Below are 20005 nucleotides of genomic sequence, written 5' to 3'. Positions count from 1 at the left end.
GATTTCTTATAAGTATTTTTGCGACCAAAAGTGAATCATCGGCAAAGGGGAAAATAGCGCCTTTTTTGGCTGAAAAATATGCAATATCTTCATTTCAATGATGATTAATGTGACAGGAAGATGATGTCGCGAATAAATCATCAGCAAATATAAAAAAAGGGGTCAGAACGACCCCTTATGGATAATATTAATAAAATGTAAAAATGATCTTAATTTTTTGCTATTCCACCCGGAAGCGAACGGTCAAACCAGGCGATGGCCTTATCGGAAAGCGAGGTCATTAATACCCATGGCGCGCCAATCAGCACCGCGCTGAGTGAACCTACGGCAATATCGGTGAACCAATGGGCGCCGATCATCACTCGCGGGAAAGCAAAAACCACAAAAATAATCAGTGAAATGGTAAATGCCCGGCGGCCGAAATATCGCCACATAAACGAGGCGAAAATGAGCAGCATCATGCCATGGTCGCCCGGGAAGCTATCTTTTGAAGCGTCTTTGGTGGGCAATGAGACCACGTCGCTGACTTTCGTAATATCCGTAAAGAACAGCGAAGGGCTGGCGCGCTGTACCGGCATCAGATGCTGGGCAAGTTGATTGATAATTACCGCTGCGAGCAACATCACCAGCCCCATAATGATTATGCGGCGGCGCTCAGCGCTCTGCGCTTTGATCCAGAAACTGAGCATCAGGCAGCCCATCGCCAGCAGCGAGCAGGCGTCGAAAGCGCGATTGTTGATGATGGCTAACAGCCAGGCATAGGTGTGGTTGGCGCTGACGCCCTGGTTAAAGAAGTGAAAAATAGCCGAGTCAAGCGGGAACCAGAAACCGTGATTTGCCGGTAGATACCAGGAACAAAATAAGGCTACGCCCGCGGCGTTCAGCAGCAAGATAAGGGGAATACGGTTTTTAGTCATAACAGATGCGATTTTTTTAAACAGCGGCCAAACATAGCCGCATTAACTTAAACGAAGCTTCAACAGCGAGGACTGCAGGGCATTCCAGTCAACGTCTGATTCACAAATCAGTTCGATGCGGCTATCCGGCGGCGGCGCGTTTTGGGTTTCGATATGCAGATCGAGTCCCTGGCGGTTGATACGCACCAGACCCTCGGCAATTCGCATCACGCCTTTCACCCGGCCAACCGGCGCCAGACGCGCCCACTCCAGCAACCCAACGGTGTCAAATTGGGTATCAGCATCAAAAATCCATCCGCAGGCATGGTATCCCTGACCACTGTTAACGCTGCGACGCCAGCGTTGATGCGCCGGTAGATTCAACGCCGCCAGACCCTGCTTTTGCCCGTGACTATGCACGTGGTCCGGGCTTGCCGGCAGCGGGGCGGTGTTACGGCGCGGGAGATCCAGCAGCGCGAGCTCGATGTTACCCTGGGTGGCGTTCACCTGCAGGCGCTCGCCCCCGTACTGTTGCCACCAGTTGGCAAAAGCGGCCTCGCTTTCCGGCGTCGCCCGATCGCTTTTATTGGCGACGATGATATCGGCTGCGGCCAGCTGATCGCGGAAATTATCATTGGCTACGATCTTTTCCTCCAACAGCTGGCGCGGATCGAGAATGCACAGCGTCGCGCGCAGATCGATCCACGGCTCGTAGACCGCAGCGGTGAGGATATCAAGGATCTGCCTGGGATGACCCAGACCGGTTGGTTCAATCAGCAGACGATCGGGCTTTCCCTGGCGCAACAGCGTATTGAGCCCAACCTGCATTGGCAGACCGTTGACGCAGCACATGCAGCCGCCGGGGATCTCTTTTAGCAACGCGCCGCTTTCCGCCAGCAGGGCGCCGTCGATGCCGACTTCGCCGAACTCGTTGACCAGCACGGCCCATTTTTCATTTGCAGGTTTGTGGGCCAGTAAATGAAGAATCGAGGTCGTTTTGCCGCTGCCGAGAAAGCCCGTGATCAGGTTAGTTTTGGTCACATCCCCTCCAGCATAGAAATGTAATGTTGTAACAGTTGCGACTATCCTGACGAAAAAAGGGGAAAAAGAGAAGGATTACTGCGGACAGAAAAACATTCTGTCCGCTAAACAGCAGAAATTGTTAATTATGCAGTGCGGTAGCTACGGCTTCGCGTGCGCCTGATTTAGCTAACTGATGCCAGGCTGAAGTGATTTCAGCAACAAACTGCGGGTTGCCCGGCAGATCTTTGCCAAATATCTCTTCCAGGCCAAGCAGGGCGCTGACGCGTTCCTCTTGCTGGCTGGCGTCGACCAACCGTTTGATTTTGTCGACTAGCGGGTCGCGCACGTCAATGGCTTGCCCGGCGTCGTCGACGCCGCTTACGTAACGCATCCAGCCCGCCACGCCCAGCGCCAGCAGTGGCCAGCGGCTGTCGTTTGCCAGATGAACGCGTATACTATCGAGCATGCGCTGCGGCAGCTTTTGACTGCCGTCCATGGCGATTTGCCAGGTTCGATGCTTTAAGGCCGGATTGGCGAAGCGCGTTATCAGGCTGTCGGCATAGGCAACTAAATCCACGCCGGTAATCGATAGCGTTGGCGCTTGTTCATCAAGCATCAGGCGACGGGCGGCATGGCGGAAAACATCGTCCTGCATGCAGTCGCTAACGTGCGCATGCCCCGCCAGGTAGCCCAGCCAGGCGAGGAAGGAGTGGCTACCGTTGAGCATGCGCAGTTTCATTTGTTCCCACGGCAGGACATCGTTGGTCATCTGTACGCCCGCGGTTTCCCAGGCTGGACGCCCGGCGACAAAATTGTCTTCCACAACCCATTGAATAAACGGTTCGCAGCTGATAGCGCAGGGATCGTCAACGCCCAGCACGGAGGCAATCTCCGCCAAAGATTCTTCGGTGGCGGCCGGGACGATGCGGTCAACCATGGTGCCGGGGAAGCTGACATGTTCAGCAATCCAGCTTGCCAACTCCTGGCTTCGTTTCTCAGCCATGCCGAGGACGGCGTTTTTCACGACGTGACCATTGTCGGGAATATTGTCGCAGGAGAGTACGGTAAAGGGAGCGAGTCCGCGTTCGCGGCGGCGATTGAGCGCTTCAACTAAAATACCGGGAGCCGACTGCGGCAGCGTCGGGTTTTCCAGATCGTGAACGATGCGCGGCTGGGTTGGGTCCAGTTTACCGGTGGCCGGATCGATGCAATAACCTTTCTCAGTAATCGTCAGCGAAACGATAGCCACCTGCGGTTCGCAAAATTTTTCGATAATTGCTGCCAGGGAATCAAGTTTGGCGTTCAGGCATTCATGTACTGCGCCAACCACGATCGGTTGGTTACCCTCAGCACCTTTTTCCAGCACCGTAAACAGGTGGTCTTGCGCACGCAGTTGGCTCATCAGCTTATCGCCGCTGAACAGGCTGATTTCACAAATTCCCCAGTCGCCGCCGCTGGCGTTAAGCACCCGGTCGGTTAGCAGCGCCTGATGCGCACGGTGAAATGCGCCAAAACCAAGGTGCACGATACGCGAGCGCAATTGGCGGCGATCGTATTGCGGAAGTTGCACGCCTGCTGGCAGCGCGGCGGTAGCGATAGTTGTCATTTTTATACACCTGATTAACCAATGATTAACATGAGGTAGTGTAAAGTTATATGACAACAATTTAAATTGGTAAGCCGAATTTATCCGCTTAGTGTGAGCTGGATCAATCAATGCTACGGGGGAAATTGACCATTCAGCAGAAGCATGTATGGTAGTCGTCATGATGTTTCACATTATTGGTATAACAACTTAAAGAGGGCATTGCGATGGAGCAAACCTGGCGTTGGTATGGACCGAACGATCCGGTATCGCTTGATGATGTGCGCCAGGCGGGCGCCACGGGTGTCGTGACCGCGTTGCATCATATTCCGAATGGCCAGGTCTGGCCGGTAGAAGAGATCCAACAGCGTTTAGCGCTACTGGCGGAAAAAGGCCTGAGCTGGTCGGTTGTTGAGAGTATCCCGGTGCACGAGGATATCAAAACTCACAGCGGGCAATATGAGAAGTGGATTGCCAACTATCAGCAGAGCATCCGCAATCTGGCGGCCTGCGGTATTGATACCGTGTGCTATAACTTCATGCCGATTCTGGACTGGACGCGTACCGATCTGGAATATCAGCTGGCTGATGGCTCCAAAGCGCTGCGTTTTGACCAGATTGCTTTCGCCGCTTTTGAACTGCACATCCTTAAACGCCCGGGCGCCGAAGCTGACTACAGCGCTGAAGAACAGCAGCAAGCGGACGTTTACTTTAAGGCGATGAGCGCGGCGGATATCGACAAGCTGACCCGCAATATCATCGCTGGTCTGCCGGGAGCGGAAGAGGGCTATACCCTCGATCAGTTCCGCGCACGTCTGGCGGAGTATGACCATATCGATAAAGCGCAATTGCGTGAGAACATGGCTTACTTCCTGCGGGCGATTGTGCCGGTGTGCGAAGAAGTCGGCGTGCGCCTGGCGGTTCACCCGGACGATCCGCCGCGTCCGATCCTCGGCCTGCCGCGTATCGTGTCGACTATCGAAGATATGCAGTGGTTGAAAGAGACGGTGGACAGCATTTATAACGGCTTTACCATGTGTACCGGATCCTACGGCGTGCGTGCCGATAACGATCTGGTGAAGATGGTGGAAACCTTCGGCGATCGTATCCACTTTACCCATTTGCGCTCTACCTGCCGTGAAGAGAATCCTAAAACCTTCCACGAGGCGGCGCACCTGAACGGCGACGTCAATATGGTGGCGGTGGTTGATGCGATTCTGAGCGAAGAGTGGCGTCGTAAGAAAGCAGGCGATCTGCGTCCCATCCCGTTCCGTCCGGATCATGGGCATCAAATGCTTGACGATCTGCGTAAGAAAACCAACCCCGGTTATTCGGCGATTGGCCGTCTGAAAGGCATGGCGGAAGTGCGCGGCGTTGAGCTGGCGCTGAAGATGACCAAATATCCTGAGTTGCTGTAATCGTGGCGTGAGGGAAAGCAAAAGGACAGCCAGCGGCTGTCCTTTTTTGTGCCTGATATCGGCAGCGAGTAGCCTGGATAAGGCGCGCAGCGTCGCCATCCGGGACATTCCCCGGCCTGCGCGACGCTGGGTCGGGCAACCGTCAGAGGCGGGAGGTTAGTTGTGTAGCCCGGATAAGGTGCGCAGCGCCGCTATCCGGGAAGAGTCCGGCCTGCGTGACGCTGGGCCGGGCAACCGTCAGAGGCGGGAGGTTAGTCCGCGCGGCCCATATAGCGGCACTCTTCGATATGAATGCGGATTTTCTCGCCGCTGGTCAGGTATTCCGGAACCTGAATCACCAACCCGGTGCTCATGGTGGCCGGTTTGGTGCGCGAACTGGCGGAAGCGCCTTTGATTCCCGGCGCGGTTTCTACGATTTCCAGGTCAACGGTCTGCGGCAGCTCCAGCGCCAGCAGCTGGCCATCCCAGGTCAAAACCTGCATATCCGGCATGCCGCCTTCCGGGATAAACTGCAGCTCTTCTTCGATCTGCTCTTTGGTGAAGGTATACGGGGTATAGTCTTCTTTATCCATGAACACGTATTCGTTGCCATCGACGTAGGAGAAGTCAACGAAACGACGGGTCAGGGTAACGGTATCAACGATGTCGTCGCCTTTAAAACGTTCTTCTACTTTCAGGCCGGTACGCACGTCGGAAAAACGCATTTTATACAGCGTTGCTGCGCCACGGGCGCTTGGCGACTGAATATCAATATTTTTAACAATCAGCAGTTTGCCGTTGTAATTCAGCACCATACCTTTTTTAATTTCATTCGCTCTTGGCATTGCAGTAATCCTGTCACTTAAAGGGTCAAAAATATCGCGTAAAACTACTCGCGCCGGGCCTTTCAGGCAAGCGGAATTCGCGACTTTTGCTATCTCCTGGCAAATCTTCGATCGGCGCTGCTGAAAAAGCCGTGTCGCCAGCTTCAGCTTTCCTGACGGGCGATATTTTGCTACTGTCCGCCTCCCACTCATTAAGGAGTCAGGTATGGAATGTCGCCCGGACTGCGGAGCCTGTTGCACCGCGCCGTCCATCTCAAGCCCCATTCCCGGAATGCCTGACGGCAAGCCGGCTAATACTAGGTGTGTCCAGCTATCGAATGAAAATCTTTGTATGATTTTTGGATCTGAGTTGAGGCCAGAAGTTTGCGGAAGTTTGCAACCGTCTAAGGAAATGTGCGGAGAAGACCGTGATGCAGCGCTGACTTTTCTGATTCAGCTTGAGTCTATGACTGTACCTTAAGCGCCAGTGCTAGGGTAATGCAATGAAATATAGTCTTTTTTGTTATAAGAATCTCAATGTCAACATGATAAATGCTATATAAATTTTTTAAACATTTTCAGATAAATGCTGTAGCATGAACGCATTAGTTAAGACTTGAGATAAATCGTCATCAACTGAGTTGTAAAACTCGCGGAAAGCTTAACCGCTTTCTACCTATTTACCCCCACGCATGGCTCCTGACGCCTCCGGGCAGTACTGGCAGCATAGCATGATGGGTATTCGAACCCTCTGGGCGACAGAGGGTTCGTGGAGCGGGGAGCTAGTGCTGTTCAATCTCATCCTTATGAGGGCGAGCCTTTGGTGTTTCAGTGAACAAAAAGTTCACGCGCCATCGGACATAAGGAAAAAGTCGACATGAAAAAAGACAGCTTAACTAAAGAACAGCAGGCACAGAGCAAATCAACCTTGAAGAAGTGGTTGGTTACTGGATGGAAAGGTGTGAAACTCGCAATTCGCGTAGCTAACATCATATGTACAGTGATTAACTATTTTGAAGGGGGAGACGAGTAATGTGTCCTCCCTAGTTTCAAAACAAGTAGGTACAAGTATGTTAAATAAAGCCTTGAAATTGATAAGACAATACCATCAGCAAACTGTTTTGGAACTTTCTCAGGCGATCTCTCTTCCAAAAGAAACTATCTTACTATTGGAAAATGGTTCTGTAGCTCCTTCGTTAGATGTGCTCAATAAGTACTCAGAACATTTTGACATCCCAGTTAAATCATTACTTTTTTTCTCCGAGTCTTTGTATAAAAGTAATAAATTTTCAGAGCGGTTTAGACTGAATTGTGCGGGTAAAATTTTAAATGTAGTCGAATGGATTGCTAAAAAAAATGAAATCTAAACCCAAACTTAAAATCTCAACGAGAGATAAATCATACAATTTAATTGATTCCCCGCTATATAAACTGAAAAGCAAAAAAAGGCTGGCACAACTTTTAAATATAAACCTTTGTGATTTCCGCACGTTAACAAGCGATGATGAAAACTACTCTGTATTTGAGCAATTATCAAAAAAAGGAAAAGTGCGAAAAATACAAAAGCCAGTTCACAAACTGGATGTGGTGCACACGAGGATCGCTAGTCTTATATGCCGCATTCAGACTCCATTGTATCTACATTCTGGAAAAAAAACATGTTCCAATATTAGTAATGCTAGTGCGCATATAAATGAGTTAAATTTGCTTACGACAGATATTAAATCATTTTTCCCATCGACAACAAGGAATATGGTTTTTTCTTTCTTTTATTCTGTGATGAAAACTTCATCTGATATAGCTGATATTCTATCGCATATTTGCACTTGCCATGGGCATATACCTACAGGTAGTAGGATTAGTATGCCGTTGGCATTTTGGTCCAACATTAGAATGTTCACAGAGCTAGAAAATTTAAGCCTGTCATTAAATGTGACTATGACAGTCTATGTTGATGATATTACTTTTTCAGGTGAGAAAGTTAATCGACTATTTATGTCCTGTATGAGAAAGATTGTTGCTAAACATGGTCATCAGATTCATCCAACAAAAACTAAACTTTATGGGGCAAAGCTTCCTAAATTGGTGACAGGAGTTATTGTGCACTCCAATGTCCTGAAAATTAGGAATGAACAACATCTGCTGCTCTCAAGAGAACTGGAACAATGGCGGATTATCAAAGATGAACCATATGCAATTAATGCTAATATAACAAGTAAACTTGTCGGAAGACTTTATTCCATGGGTGTTATAGAACAGCGGTATAAAGAAAAAGTCAGAACAATAAAGAGTAATACTGCATTTTGAATAGCTGTTCAGTATGAATGCAGGGCATTGCGTCGACTGGCTAAAGTGATATCCTTGAGGGGGCTATGTCAGCTGACCTGCCCCCAGTATTAGATACAACTATCAGTTAGTAATGTCGGTTTGTTTACCTTCACATTTTTCATTTCGCCACCGTGCTGCAAACTCTGATGGCGTCTGATAATTCAGTGCTGAATGTGGACGACACTCGTTATAATCCTGCCGCCAGTCATTAATAACTTTCCTAGCGTGAACGATATCGCTGAACCAGTGCTCATTCAGACATTCATTGCGAAATCGTCCGTTAAAGCTCTCAATAAATCCGTTCTGCGTTGGCTTGCCCGGCTGGATTAAGCGCAACTCAACACCATGCTCAAAGGCCCATTGATCCAGTGCGCGGCAGGTGAACTCCGGCCCCTGGTCAGTTCTTATCGTCGCCGGATAGCCTCGAAACAGTGCAATGCTGTCCAGAATACGCATGACCTGAACGCCTGAAATCCCGAATGTGTCAGGCACTCCTTCGTGAAGTCGTCCACACAGGTCAGGCACTTGATCCTGCGACCGGTGGCGAGCGCGTCCATGACAAAATCCATCGACCAGGTCAGGTTGGACGCCGCCGGGCGGAGCAGCGGAGGACGTTCTGTTGCCAGCCCTTTACGACGTCGTCTGCGTTTTACGCCCAGCCCTCTCAGATGATAAAGGCGGTACACGCGCTTGTGATTAACATGAAGGCCTTCACGGCGCAGTAACTGCCAGATGCGGCGGTAGCCAAAACGACTACGCTCCAGTGCCAGCTCAGTGATGCGCCCTGATAAATGCGCATCAGCCGCCGGACGCCGGCAGGTCGATAGGGACAAACCAGTAAGCTGGTAGGCACGACGTTGAGACAGACCGGTCGCATCACACATAAACTCAACGGCTTCCCGTTTCTGGTCTGTCGTCAGTACTTTTGCCCCAGAGCCACCTGAAGTCCCTCCTTATCCAGCATGGCTTCGGCAAGCAGCTTCTTGAGTCTTGCGTTCTCTTCCTCAAGCGACTTCAGGCGCTTAACCTCGGGCACCTCCATACCGCCATACTTCTTACGCCAGGTATAAAAGGTGGCATCGGAAATGGCGTGCTTGCGGCAGAGCTCACGGGCAGAAACCCCGGCTTCAGCTTTGCGGAGTATACTGATGATCTGTTCGTCGTAAAAACTCTTCTTCATGTGGATGTCCTCATGCGGCTTATGAAGACATTACTAACATCGCGGTGTATTAATCAACAGGGAGCAGGTCAAATACAGTTTAGGCTTCATTAATCGTACTTACCTTCGGGTAGCAAGTGATTCATAGACTGATGCTCAGATGCTAACAGCAGACATACAAATTTTAAACAATGAATAATTGTACTTTTGGCAAGCCGGCTAACACCCCATGCGTGCAGCTGGATGAACATCTGCGCTGCAAGATTTTTGCCTCGCCGCTGCGCCCTAAAGTCTGTGCAGGTTTACAGCCGGCCGCGGAAATGTGCGGCAGCACGCGTCAGCAGGCGATGGCTTATCTCATTCATCTCGAAGCGCTGACCGCGCCTTAAACGTCTTTAATCCGCCACAGGCAGCCCTGGGCGATAATTCCCATCGCCAGCGCAATCCAGAACACCGCGTGATAGCTCCAGATTTCCGCGACAACGCCCGCCAGCGAGCCGGCGATGATCCAGCCGACGCGCGTGGTATTGGTATACAGCGTGGTCGCCGCGCCCGCCTGGCCCGGCATCAGATCCTGAAAATAGAGCATACCGATACCGGCCAGGATCCCGATGTAAATCGCGTTCAGCGCCTGCATCGCCAGCAACAGGGCCGGGGTATGGACAGTCAGCATACCGACATAAAACAGCAGTCCGGCAAGCGCGGCAATGCGCATCAACAAGCGCTTTCCAAAACGTTTCGCGTAATAACCGGCAATCAGCATGGTGGGGATTTCCAGCCCGGCGGCGGTCCCCATCATCAGCCCGGCCAGTTTCTCCGGCAGATGCAGTTCATTAATGATAAACAGCGGCATATTAATGATATAGAGGCTGTTGGTGCCCCACATTAACGTACAGATGCTGAACAGCAGCAGCGCATCGCGGCGGTTGGTGCGCGGCGCTTCAAGATGACCACCGGCGGTTTTGCTCTCTTTACGCATGCTGGGCAGGAAGAACCAGACCATCAGCGCGCAGACGATAAACGCCACGGCGGCGCTGAGATACATCACGGTAAAACCAAAACCCATCGCCAGCGCGTAGGCCAGCGGCGGGCCGATCACCCACGCTAGCGAGACCTGCGCGCGCAGAATGGAGCTGAACATCACCGCCTCGCGCCCGGTTTTGTCCGCGTGCTCGCGGGCGAGGGCGAACATTTGTGGGTTGGCGGTGGAGCCAAAACTACTGAGAAAGACGCCGACGAACAGCAGAATAAAGTAGTTGCGGTTCCAGGCGAACAGCACGCAGGCCAGCACCCCCAGCAGGCAGCAGGCGACAATCAGCTGCTTGCGATCGCCTTTACGATCGGAACGCCCGGCAAGAAACTGACTTACCAGAATGCCGATGACCGCGCTGCCGGTAAAAAAAAAGCCGACCATTGCCGGGCGAACGTGCACCTCATTGGTTAGAAACAGGCTCAGGGTCGGGGTCTGTAAGGCCCCGGCGATCCCCGTCAGAAAGGCGACGATAAGAAAAGCGGAGGAGGTTAAGTCGAACCCGCGGCGGGGAAGGGCGGCGCTACTGTTTTGCATGCTGGAATATCATTGGTTTCAGGAGAGGCGAAGTTTACGCCGACACCCATAAAATGAATAGTGGTATGGCACGAAAAATTAAAAAGGCGTTTCAAATTATGTTGTTCAGCAAAATGCTGAAGCCAATGGCGCGTTTCACCATTAGCTTCAGCAAAAATGTGCGGTATCTCTAAATTCTGTTATCAACCTTCGGAGTTTACTTGCGCAGTGCGCAAGAAAGGTACAGACTCATTGAAACGTTTCAGCGTCATCAGAGTATTATCCAGTCATCGGGTGGCGTATTTTTTCTCATGTTAGCTGAAACGATTCAATTCAGCGGAGAGGAGAACTATGTTCCAGTTATCTGTACAGGATATCCATCCCGGCCAGCAGGCCGCGAATAAAGAAGAGGCAATACGTCAGATTGCTGGCGCGCTGGTTAGCGCGGGTAATGTGGCTGACGGCTACGTTAACGGTATGCTTGCCCGCGAGCAGCAGACCTCCACTTTCCTCGGCAATGGCATCGCTATTCCGCACGGCACCACCGATACCCGCGACCAGGTTCTGAAAACGGGCGTACAGGTGTATCAGTTCCCGCAGGGCGTGACCTGGGGAGAAGGACAAACCGCTTATGTGGCGATCGGTATTGCCGCCAGCTCCGACGAGCACCTCGGTCTGCTGCGTCAGTTGACGCACGTCCTGAGCGACGATTCGGTGGCTGAACAGTTGAGAACCGTCACCACCGCAGAAGAACTGCGCGCTCTGCTGATGGGCGAAAAGCAAAGCGAAGCGCTGAAGCTCGACAACGAAACGTTAAGCCTCGACGTGGTCGCCAACGATCTGCTGACGCTGCAGGCGCTGAACGCCGCGCGGCTGAAAGAGGCAGGGGCGGTAAACGCCGATTTCGTCAGCCGCACTATTAATGATGCGCCGCTCAACCTGGGCCAGGGGATCTGGTTGAACGACTGTGCGGAAGGCAACCTGCGCAGCGCTATCGCCGTGAGTCGCGCCGCCAATGCGTTTACCGCTGACGGGCAGCCGGTGGCGCTGCTGATCACCGTCGCGATGGCCGATGAGCAGCCGACCGCGGTGCTTAATCGCCTGAGCAATCTGCTTATTGATAAAAAAGCGGAGCATCTGCTAAAAGCCGACGCCGCCACGCTGCTGGCGCTGCTGACCAGCGACGACGCCATTGCTGAAGACGTGCTGAACGCCGAGTTTGTGGTACGCAACGAGCACGGGCTGCACGCACGTCCGGGCACGATGCTGGTGAATACGATTAAACAATTCTCCAGCGACATTACCGTTACCAACCTCGATGGTTCCGGCAAGCCGGCCAATGGCCGCAGCCTGATGAAGGTCGTGGCGCTGGGTGTGAAAAAAGGTCACCGTCTGCGTTTTACCGCGCAGGGTGAAGATGCGCAACAAGCGCTGGATGCGATTGGCGAAGCGATCGCCGCAGGCCTTGGGGAGGGCGCATAAATGAGCAGACGTGTAGCAACGATTACTTTAAATCCGGCATACGACCTGGTGGGTTTCACCCCGGAAATCGAACGTGGCGAAGTGAACCTGGTACGTACTACCGGCCTGCATGCGGCAGGCAAAGGTATCAACGTGGCGAAGGTGCTGAAAGATCTTGGCATCGACGTCACCGTCGGCGGCTTCCTCGGTAAAGATAACCAGGATGGCTTCCAGCAGCTGTTTAGCGAGCTGGGTATCGCCAACCGCTTCCAGGTGGTGCAGGGGCGTACCCGTATTAACGTCAAGCTGACGGAAAAAGATGGCGAAGTGACCGATTTCAACTTCTCCGGTTTCGAAGTGACACCGGCGGACTGGGAGCGTTTCGTTAATGATTCTCTGAGCTGGCTGGGGCAGTTCGATATGGTTTGCGTCAGCGGCAGCCTGCCGTCCGGCGTGAGTCCGGAAGCCTTTACCGACTGGATGACGCGCCTGCGCAGCCAGTGCCCGTGCATTATTTTCGATAGCAGCCGTGAAGCGCTGGTTGCAGGGCTGAAAGCCGCGCCGTGGCTGGTAAAACCAAACCGCCGCGAGCTGGAAATCTGGGCTGGCCGCAAGTTGCCGGAGATGAAAGATGTTATCGACGCCGCCCATGCGCTGCGCGAGCAAGGTATCGCCCACGTGGTGATTTCGTTAGGCGAAGAGGGCGCGCTGTGGGTTAACGCCTCCGGCGAATGGATTGCCAAACCGCCTTCAGTAGAGGTCGTCAGCACCGTCGGCGCCGGTGATTCGATGGTCGGCGGCCTGATTTACGGCCTGCTGATGCGTGAATCCAGCGAGCATACCCTGCGCCTGGCGACCGCCGTCGCCGCCCTGGCCGTCAGCCAGAGCAACGTTGGCATTACCGATCGTACCCAGTTGGCCGCAATGATGGCGCGCGTCGACTTACAACCCTTTAATTGACAGCAGGAGAGGCATAATGAAAACGCTGCTGATTATTGATGCCGGGCTTGGCCAGGCTCGCGCCTACATGGCGAAGACCCTGCTCAGCGCCGCGGCGCAGAAAGCGCACCTTGAGCTGATTGATAACCCGAACGATGCCGAACTGGCCATCGTACTGGGGACCGCGCTGCCGGCCGATAGCGCGCTGAATGGTAAAAACGTCTATCTGGGCGATATCAACCGTGCTGTCGCCCATCCGGAGCTGTTCCTGGGTGAAGCGAAAGATCACGCTAAGCCGTACGTTGCGCCAGCGGCGGTAGCCGTTCCGGCCGCCGCCCAGGGGCAGAAACGTATTGTCGCCGTTACCGCTTGTCCGACCGGCGTAGCTCATACCTTTATGGCGGCGGAAGCCATCGAAACTGAAGCCAAAAAACGCGGCTGGTGGGTGAAAGTAGAAACCCGTGGCTCAGTGGGGGCCGGTAATGCCATTACCCCGGAAGAGGTGGAGCAGGCAGATCTGGTGATCGTCGCCGCCGATATCGAAGTCGATCTGGCGAAGTTCGCTGGTAAACCGATGTATCGCACCACTACCGGACTGGCGCTGAAGAAAACCGCGCAGGAACTGGATAAAGCCGTTGCGGAAGCAAAACCGTACCAGCCATCCGGCAAACCGCAGGCCTCCGGCGAAGGTAAAAAAGAGTCGGCTGGCGCTTATCGTCACCTGCTGACCGGCGTCTCCTACATGCTGCCGATGGTGGTAGCAGGCGGTCTGTGTATCGCGCTGTCGTTCGCGTTCGGTATTAAAGCGTTTGAAGTGAAAGACACCATGGCGGCGGCGTTGATGCAAATCGGCGGCGGTTCAGCCTTTGCGCTGATGGTGCCGGTACTGGCTGGCTTTATCGCTTTCTCCATCGCTGACCGTCCGGGTCTGACGCCTGGCCTTATCGGCGGTATGCTGGCCGTGAGCGGCGGTTCCGGCTTTATCGGCGGTATTATCGCCGGTTTCCTTGCCGGTTATGTGGCGAAGTTAATCAGCACTAAGCTGAAACTGCCGCAGAGTATGGAAGCGTTGAAGCCGATTCTGATCATTCCACTGATTTCCAGCCTGATTGTTGGTCTGGCGATGATCTACCTGATCGGTAAACCGGTGGCGGGTATCCTGGCCTGGCTCACCCACTGGCTGCAAACCATGGGGACGGCGAACGCGGTGCTGCTCGGCGCGATCCTTGGCGGCATGATGTGTACCGATATGGGCGGCCCGGTGAACAAAGCGGCTTATGCTTTCGGTGTGGGTCTGTTGAGTACTCAAACCTATGCGCCGATGGCGGCGATTATGGCGGCCGGTATGGTGCCACCGCTGGCGCTTGGCCTGGCGACGCTGATTGCCCGCCACAAGTTCGATAAATCGCAGCGTGAAGGCGGTAAAGCGGCGCTGGTTCTGGGTCTGTGCTTCATTACCGAAGGGGCGATTCCATTCGCCGCACGTGACCCGATGCGCGTACTGCCTTGCTGTATCGTTGGCGGCGCGGTGACCGGCGCTATCTCGATGGCGGTAGGCGCGAAACTGATGGCGCCGCATGGCGGTCTGTTCGTTCTGCTGATCCCAGGCGCCATCACTCCGGTGCTGGGTTATCTGCTGGCGATTATTGCCGGTACGCTGGTTGCGGGTCTCTCTTACGCGGTGCTGAAGCGCCCGGAAGCGCCGGCGGCGGAAGCTGAAAAAGCGGCGTAATATAAGCGCAATAAAAAAGGGCCGATTTGTCGGCCCTTTTTTTGTGTCTGGATTCAGGCCACTTCGGCGGTCTGCTGCGCCCGCAGCCAGGCAATTTCTTCCGCCCAGATATCCGGGTTAATGGTTTCCAGAATCAGCGGGATACCATCGAAACGGTTATCCTGCATGATCCAACGAAAAGCATCATGGCCGATATTGCCTTCACCCAGGCTATGGTGACGGTCGACGCGGCTGCCAAAAGCGCTTTTGGCATCATTCAGGTGCATGCCGCGCAGATACTGGAAGCCGACGATCCGTTCGAATTCGGCGAAGGTCTTTTCACACTCCTCCGCGCTGCGTAGGTCATAGCCGGCGGCGAAAGCGTGGCAGGTATCGATGCAGACGCCAACGCGGGATTTGTCTTCAACGCCGTCAATGATGGCGGCAAGATGCTCAAATTTAAAACCGAGGTTACTGCCCTGACCGGCGGTATTTTCGATAACCGCGGTCACGCCTTCGGTTTTCGCCAGCGCGATGTTGATGGATTCAGCGATACGCGCCAGGCATTCATCTTCCGGGATCTGCTGCAGGTGGCTGCCCGGATGGAAGTTGAGCAGCGTTAATCCCAACTGCTGGCAGCGGGTTAATTCATCGATAAACGCCTCGCGGGATTTCTCCAGCGCTTCTTCGACCGGGTGACCGAGGTTAATCAGGTAGCTGTCGTGCGGCAGGATCTGCCCCGGGCCGAAGTGATATTTTTCGCAGGCGGCTTTGAATTCGGCAATCGCTTCGTCGGTGAGCGGCGCGGCGCGCCATTGACGCTGATTTTTGGTGAACAGGGCGAAGGCGGTCGCTTCGATTTCGGCGGCGCGGATGGCGGCATTGGCCAGCCCGCCGGAGGCGCTAACGTGCGCTCCAATATATTTCATAAAAAAACTCCAGTTAAGCCGCTGGGGGGAGGGTAATGATAGCGGCTTAACCGGAGAGTTACAGCAATGAATGAATATCGACGAGAAAACTTACTGCTTAGCCAATCAGGTGGTGGATAGCGAAGTTAATCGCGCCGCCGCCAACAATCAGCCAGACGAACAGCATCAGCGCCATCAGCAGCGGCTTCGCACCGGCTTTTTTCAGTGCGCTGACGTGGGTGGTTAAGCCCAGCGCGGCCATCGCCATCGCCAGCAGTACGGTATCGAGGGTGACCAGCATATCGACGACGGCTTTCGGCAGCAGGTGGAAGGAGTTAAATACCGCCACCAGAATAAACAGAATGGCAAACCACGGAATGGTGATTTTGCTCTTTTCGCCGTTACCGGCTGGCGCCAGTTGTTTCACACGAGCAGCAATGAACAGCAGGAACGGAGCCAGCATCATCACGCGCAGCATTTTGGCGATAACCGCCGCATTTTCGGCGTCCGGGCTAACCGCATGACCGGCGGCGACCACCTGAGCGACTTCATGCATGGTGGAGCCCATATAGATGCCGTAGGCTTCCGGAGTGAACCAGTGCGCCAGCAGCGGGTACATCGCCGGGTAGAGGAAGATAGCGATAGTACCGAAGATAACCACTGTCGCCACGGCGACCGTCACTTTACTGGCTTCGGCTTTGACGACCGGCTCGGTGGCCAGGACCGCCGCGGCGCCGCAGATGCTGCTACCGGCGCCGATAAGCCAGCTGGTATGTTTATCGAGCCCGAAAACCTTCTGCCCGAGGAAACAGGCGATAAAGAAAGTGCTGGACAGCGTCAGTACGTCAATCAGGATCCCGCTGACGCCGACGTCAGCAATCTGGGCAAACGTCAGACGAAAACCATAAAGAATGATCCCCAGGCGCAGCAGATACTGCTTGGCGAAAATCACCCCGCCGTCGCAGGACTGCCAAATTTTGGGATAAACGGTGTTACCGACCACCATGCCGAACAAGATTGCCAGCGTCAGCGCGCTGAAGCCCGCGCCGGCGATAGCAGGGAAACTGCCTGCCCACAGGGCGGCGCAGGTCAACGCGGCGGTCAGCGCCAGGCCTGGGACGAAATGCCACAGGGTGCGATGTTTAGTGGGTAAAGTGAGTGCTGTCATAACCTTCTCCTTTGTCTGGGCAAAGAATACGACTGGCTGGTTTAAAAATAAAATTGATTATATATTTATAATCTATCGGAATAAGTGATAAACCCTTCATCCTTCGCGCTGCAGATGTGTTGGCTGCGTTTACTCACCCCAGTCACTTACTGATGTAAGCTCCTGGGGATTAATGAGGGACATCCTTGTCCCTCACCGGAGGCCAGCCTTTGACTGGTCAAATTCGTTCCTGACGAATTTGTCGCTCACTTGCCGCCTTTCTGCAGCACGAATGATTTTGGGTTATACCCTTCATCCTTCAGGCCACAGCCCTGCTGATTTATGTCACCATAGCGTTGACGGTTATCCAGCTTGGGCTAATAAACAGGTGAGTTATGCATATCACGCTACGGCAACTGGAAGTTTTTGCTGAGGTTTTGAAAAGCGGGTCAACGACGCAGGCGTCACAGATGCTGGCGCTGTCGCAGTCGGCGGTGAGCGCGGCGCTAACCGACCTGGAGGGGCAACTCGGCGTTCAGCTGTTTGACCGCGTCGGTAAACGGCTGGTGGTCAACGAGCATGGCCGCTTGCTCTACCCGCGGGCGCTGGCGCTGCTGGAGCGCGCCGGAGAGATAGAACAGCTGTTTCGCGGCGATAATGGCGCAATCCGCGTTTATGCCAGTAGCACCATCGGCAACTATATTCTGCCGGAAATCATCGCCCGCTACCGCCGCGACTTCCCTGAACTGCCGCTGGAGCTGAGCGTCGGCAACAGCCAGGATGTGATCAATGCGGTCAGCGATTTGCGCGTCGATATTGGCCTGATTGAAGGGCCATGCCACGCGGCGGATATTATCGCCGAGCCGTGGATTGAAGATGAACTGGTGGTGTTCGCCGCCCCTGATTCGCCGTTCTTAGAGGGCGAATTGACGCTGCAACGGCTGGCGGAAGCGCAGTGGATCCTGCGCGAGCATGGCTCCGGCACGCGGGAGATCGTCGATTATGTGCTGTTGTCGCATCTGCCCGCGTTCCAGTTAGGCATGGAGCTTGGCAACTCAGAGGCGATTAAACATGCGGTGCGCCACGGACTAGGCATCAGCTGCCTGTCTCGGCGAGTCATTGCCGAACAGCTGGAGGCCGGAACGCTGGTGGAGCTCAAGCTGCCGCTGCCGCGCCTGACGCGCACGTTGTGGCGTATTCGCCATCGGCAAAAACATGTTTCCAAGGCGCTGCAGCGCTTTATCCGCTACTGCGAGGTGTAGCGCTAGCAACGACGTAAGCCACGATTTTTTGTCTGTTTTTTTATGCGCCAATGCAGGATTACTGCTTTACTAATAATTTGTGTCAGATCATGAAGCTCTCTTATAACTTTGCATTTGTACCGGATGGATGGACGATCGTCTGCTACAATCGCGCCTCATTTTTTGGATGGATAGCATTTTCACATGGTTTCGGAAACTAAAACCACAGAAGCGCCCACGCTCCGCCGCGAGCTAAAAGCGCGCCACTTGACCATGATCGCTATTGGCGGTTCCATCGGTACAGGTCTTTTCGTTGCCTCTGGCGCAACAATTTCTCAGGCAGGCCCCGGCGGCGCGCTGCTTTCCTACATTCTGATCGGTCTGATGGTGTATTTCCTGATGACCAGTCTCGGCGAGCTGGCGGCGTTTATGCCGGTTTCAGGCTCCTTCGCCACCTACGGTCAGAACTACGTAGAAGAAGGCTTTGGTTTCGCGCTGGGCTGGAACTACTGGTACAACTGGGCGGTGACTATCGCCGTTGACCTCGTTGCTTCGCAGCTGGTGATGAGCTACTGGTTCCCGGATACACCCGGCTGGATCTGGAGCGCCTTATTCCTCGGCATCATGTTCCTGCTGAACTGGATCTCGGTTCGCGGCTTCGGCGAAGCGGAGTACTGGTTCTCGCTGATTAAAGTTGCCACCGTGATTATCTTTATCATCGTCGGCATTATGATGATTTTTGGCATCTTCGAAGGCACCACGCCGGCGGGCTGGAGCAACTGGGGCATTGATGACGCGCCGTTTGCCGGCGGTTTTGCGGCGATGATCGGCGTGGCGATGATTGTCGGCTTCTCTTTCCAGGGCACCGAGCTCATCGGTATTGCCGCGGGCGAATCGGAAAATCCGGAGAAGAACATTCCGCGCGCGGTGCGTCAGGTGTTCTGGCGTATCCTGCTGTTCTATGTCTTTGCGATTTTGATTATCAGCCTGATCATCCCGTATACCGATCCGAGCCTGCTGCGTAACGACGTTAAAGATATTTCCGTTAGCCCGTTCACTCTGGTATTCGAGCACGCCGGTCTGCTCTCTGCGGCGGCGATCATGAACGCGGTTATCCTGACGGCGGTGCTGTCGGCGGGTAACTCCGGGATGTACGCCTCTACGCGTATGTTGTATACCCTGGCGTGCGACGGCAAAGCGCCGCGCATTTTCTCGAAGCTGTCGAGAGGCGGCGTACCGCGCAATGCGCTGTATGCGACTACCGTGATTGCGGCGCTGTGCTTCCTGACCTCAATGTTCGGCAACCAGACGGTTTACCTGTGGCTGCTGAATACCTCCGGGATGACTGGCTTTATCGCCTGGTTGGGTATTGCGATCAGCCACTACCGTTTCCGTCGTGGATACGTGTTGCAGGGTAACGATATTAATAACCTGCCGTACCGCTCCGGGTTCTTCCCGCTGGGGCCGATCTTCGCCTTCGTACTGTGCCTTATCATCACCCTTGGCCAGAACTACGAAGCCTTCCTCAAGGATACTATTGATTGGGGCGGCGTGGCTGCGACCTACATCGGCATTCCGCTGTTCCTGGTTATCTGGTTTGGTTACAAGCTGGTGAAAGGTACCCGCTTCGTGCGCTACAGCGAAATGAAGTTCCCGGAACGCTTTAAAGGCTAATTCCACACTCTACCGCTTTCGATAAAGCCCTCTTTTAAAGAGGGCTTTTTTTATGCCAGCAAGGCTTACAAACGGACACACTTCTTCATAATTGTATTGATAATTGTAATCATTATCCTTATCATTTCGGAAAATTCAGGATGAAGCCAATCTCCATATCTTGCCG

Annotated in this window: 17 protein-coding genes and 2 pseudogenes; 11 read left to right on the top strand and 8 right to left on the bottom strand. The window is 53.8% G+C overall.

The window, feature by feature from the left end; all coding sequences use genetic code 11:
- Nucleotides 1-209: 209 nt before the first annotated feature.
- From AC2CGP_RS06260 to AC2CGP_RS06250, 3 genes are all read right to left on the bottom strand, one after another.
- On the bottom strand, nt 210-917 hold the full coding sequence (locus AC2CGP_RS06260; RefSeq protein ID WP_110916253.1) for a phosphatase PAP2 family protein: 708 nt from the start codon (nt 915-917) through the stop codon (nt 210-212).
- 42 nt (nt 918-959) lie between these two features.
- Nucleotides 960-1937, bottom strand: coding sequence for a CobW family GTP-binding protein (locus AC2CGP_RS06255; protein WP_048229090.1), 978 nt, complete (start codon nt 1935-1937; stop codon nt 960-962).
- A gap of 121 nt (nt 1938-2058) precedes the next feature.
- A complete protein-coding gene (locus AC2CGP_RS06250; protein WP_484502308.1) occupies nt 2059-3525 on the bottom strand; it encodes a mannitol dehydrogenase family protein in 1467 nt (488 codons plus the stop codon).
- 206 nt (nt 3526-3731) lie between these two features.
- Here AC2CGP_RS06250 and uxuA point away from each other — a divergent pair, with 206 nt between their 5' ends.
- Nucleotides 3732-4922, top strand: a complete 1191-nt coding sequence (gene uxuA / locus AC2CGP_RS06245) for a mannonate dehydratase (RefSeq protein WP_047080703.1) — start codon at nt 3732-3734, stop codon at nt 4920-4922.
- Nucleotides 4923-5173: 251 nt separating this feature from the next.
- On the opposite strand, the gene yeiP is transcribed toward uxuA, so the two are convergent.
- On the bottom strand, nt 5174-5746 hold the full coding sequence (gene yeiP / locus AC2CGP_RS06240) for an elongation factor P-like protein YeiP (RefSeq protein ID WP_015365690.1): 573 nt from the start codon (nt 5744-5746) through the stop codon (nt 5174-5176).
- 205 nt (nt 5747-5951) lie between these two features.
- Here yeiP and AC2CGP_RS06235 point away from each other — a divergent pair, with 205 nt between their 5' ends.
- The 4 genes from AC2CGP_RS06235 (at nt 5952) to AC2CGP_RS06220 (ending at nt 8032) form a co-directional block, all read left to right on the top strand.
- Nucleotides 5952-6206 (top strand): YkgJ family cysteine cluster protein, encoded by a 255-nt coding sequence (locus AC2CGP_RS06235; protein ID WP_484502307.1) that lies wholly within the window; start codon nt 5952-5954, stop codon nt 6204-6206.
- Nucleotides 6207-6602: 396 nt separating this feature from the next.
- Complete coding sequence (locus AC2CGP_RS06230; protein WP_001461247.1) at nt 6603-6758, top strand: hypothetical protein; 156 nt, start codon at nt 6603-6605, stop codon at nt 6756-6758.
- Between the two features lie 37 nt (nt 6759-6795).
- Entirely contained in the window at nt 6796-7092 is a 297-nt protein-coding gene (locus AC2CGP_RS06225) for a helix-turn-helix transcriptional regulator (RefSeq protein WP_263442019.1), read from the top strand.
- Entirely contained in the window at nt 7082-8032 is a 951-nt protein-coding gene (locus AC2CGP_RS06220) for a reverse transcriptase family protein (protein WP_196090077.1), read from the top strand. Before AC2CGP_RS06225 ends, AC2CGP_RS06220 begins: the two co-directional genes overlap by 11 nt.
- 102 nt (nt 8033-8134) lie before the next feature.
- On the opposite strand, the pseudogene AC2CGP_RS06215 reads toward AC2CGP_RS06220, so the two are convergent.
- A pseudogene (locus AC2CGP_RS06215) lies at nt 8135-9233 on the bottom strand (IS3 family transposase).
- A 188-nt stretch (nt 9234-9421) separates the two neighbouring features.
- Here AC2CGP_RS06215 and AC2CGP_RS06210 point away from each other — a divergent pair.
- Nucleotides 9422-9601: pseudogene (locus tag AC2CGP_RS06210) on the top strand (YkgJ family cysteine cluster protein); the annotation flags it as partial.
- Here the strand turns inward: AC2CGP_RS06210 and setB are convergent.
- A complete protein-coding gene (gene setB, locus AC2CGP_RS06205; RefSeq protein ID WP_015706120.1) occupies nt 9598-10779 on the bottom strand; it encodes a sugar efflux transporter SetB in 1182 nt (393 codons plus the stop codon). The pseudogene AC2CGP_RS06210 and the gene setB sit on opposite strands and share 4 nt — an antisense overlap.
- 330 nt (nt 10780-11109) lie before the next feature.
- Here setB and fruB point away from each other — a divergent pair, with 330 nt between their 5' ends.
- Genes fruB through fruA form a run of 3 tightly spaced genes read left to right on the top strand, consistent with a single transcriptional unit; the run spans nt 11110 to nt 14890 of the window.
- Complete coding sequence (fruB, locus tag AC2CGP_RS06200) at nt 11110-12240, top strand: fused PTS fructose transporter subunit IIA/HPr protein (RefSeq protein WP_045412276.1); 1131 nt, start codon at nt 11110-11112, stop codon at nt 12238-12240.
- Nucleotides 12241-13179 carry a 1-phosphofructokinase gene (gene fruK / locus AC2CGP_RS06195; protein ID WP_015365695.1) on the top strand — a complete coding sequence of 313 codons (939 nt, stop codon included), beginning with the start codon at nt 12241-12243 and terminating at the stop codon, nt 13177-13179.
- Nucleotides 13180-13195: 16 nt separating this feature from the next.
- Nucleotides 13196-14890, top strand: coding sequence for a PTS fructose transporter subunit IIBC (fruA, locus tag AC2CGP_RS06190; RefSeq protein WP_484502306.1), 1695 nt, complete (start codon nt 13196-13198; stop codon nt 14888-14890).
- Nucleotides 14891-14943: 53 nt separating this feature from the next.
- Here the strand turns inward: fruA and nfo are convergent, their stop codons facing one another.
- Both nfo and AC2CGP_RS06180 read right to left on the bottom strand, forming a co-directional pair.
- Nucleotides 14944-15798, bottom strand: a complete 855-nt coding sequence (nfo, locus tag AC2CGP_RS06185; protein WP_020078284.1) for a deoxyribonuclease IV — start codon at nt 15796-15798, stop codon at nt 14944-14946.
- A 97-nt stretch (nt 15799-15895) separates the two neighbouring features.
- Nucleotides 15896-16945, bottom strand: a complete 1050-nt coding sequence (locus AC2CGP_RS06180) for a YeiH family protein (protein ID WP_032712050.1) — start codon at nt 16943-16945, stop codon at nt 15896-15898.
- Between the two features lie 374 nt (nt 16946-17319).
- Between AC2CGP_RS06180 and yieE the strand changes: the two genes are divergently transcribed.
- Together yieE and AC2CGP_RS06170 are read left to right on the top strand one after the other, a co-directional pair.
- Nucleotides 17320-18186 carry a DNA-binding transcriptional regulator YeiE gene (yieE, locus tag AC2CGP_RS06175; RefSeq protein WP_015365699.1) on the top strand — a complete coding sequence of 289 codons (867 nt, stop codon included), beginning with the start codon at nt 17320-17322 and terminating at the stop codon, nt 18184-18186.
- 183 nt (nt 18187-18369) lie between these two features.
- Nucleotides 18370-19839: an amino acid permease gene (locus AC2CGP_RS06170; protein WP_045376788.1), complete on the top strand. Its 1470-nt coding sequence runs from the start codon at nt 18370-18372 to the stop codon at nt 19837-19839.
- The last annotated feature ends 166 nt before the right edge of the window (nt 19840-20005 follow it).

This window comes from Klebsiella sp. SYXHC3 (assembly GCF_057196925.1).
Note: the sequence above shows the minus strand (reverse complement) of the source record. Positions and strands in the feature narration are given on the sequence as shown.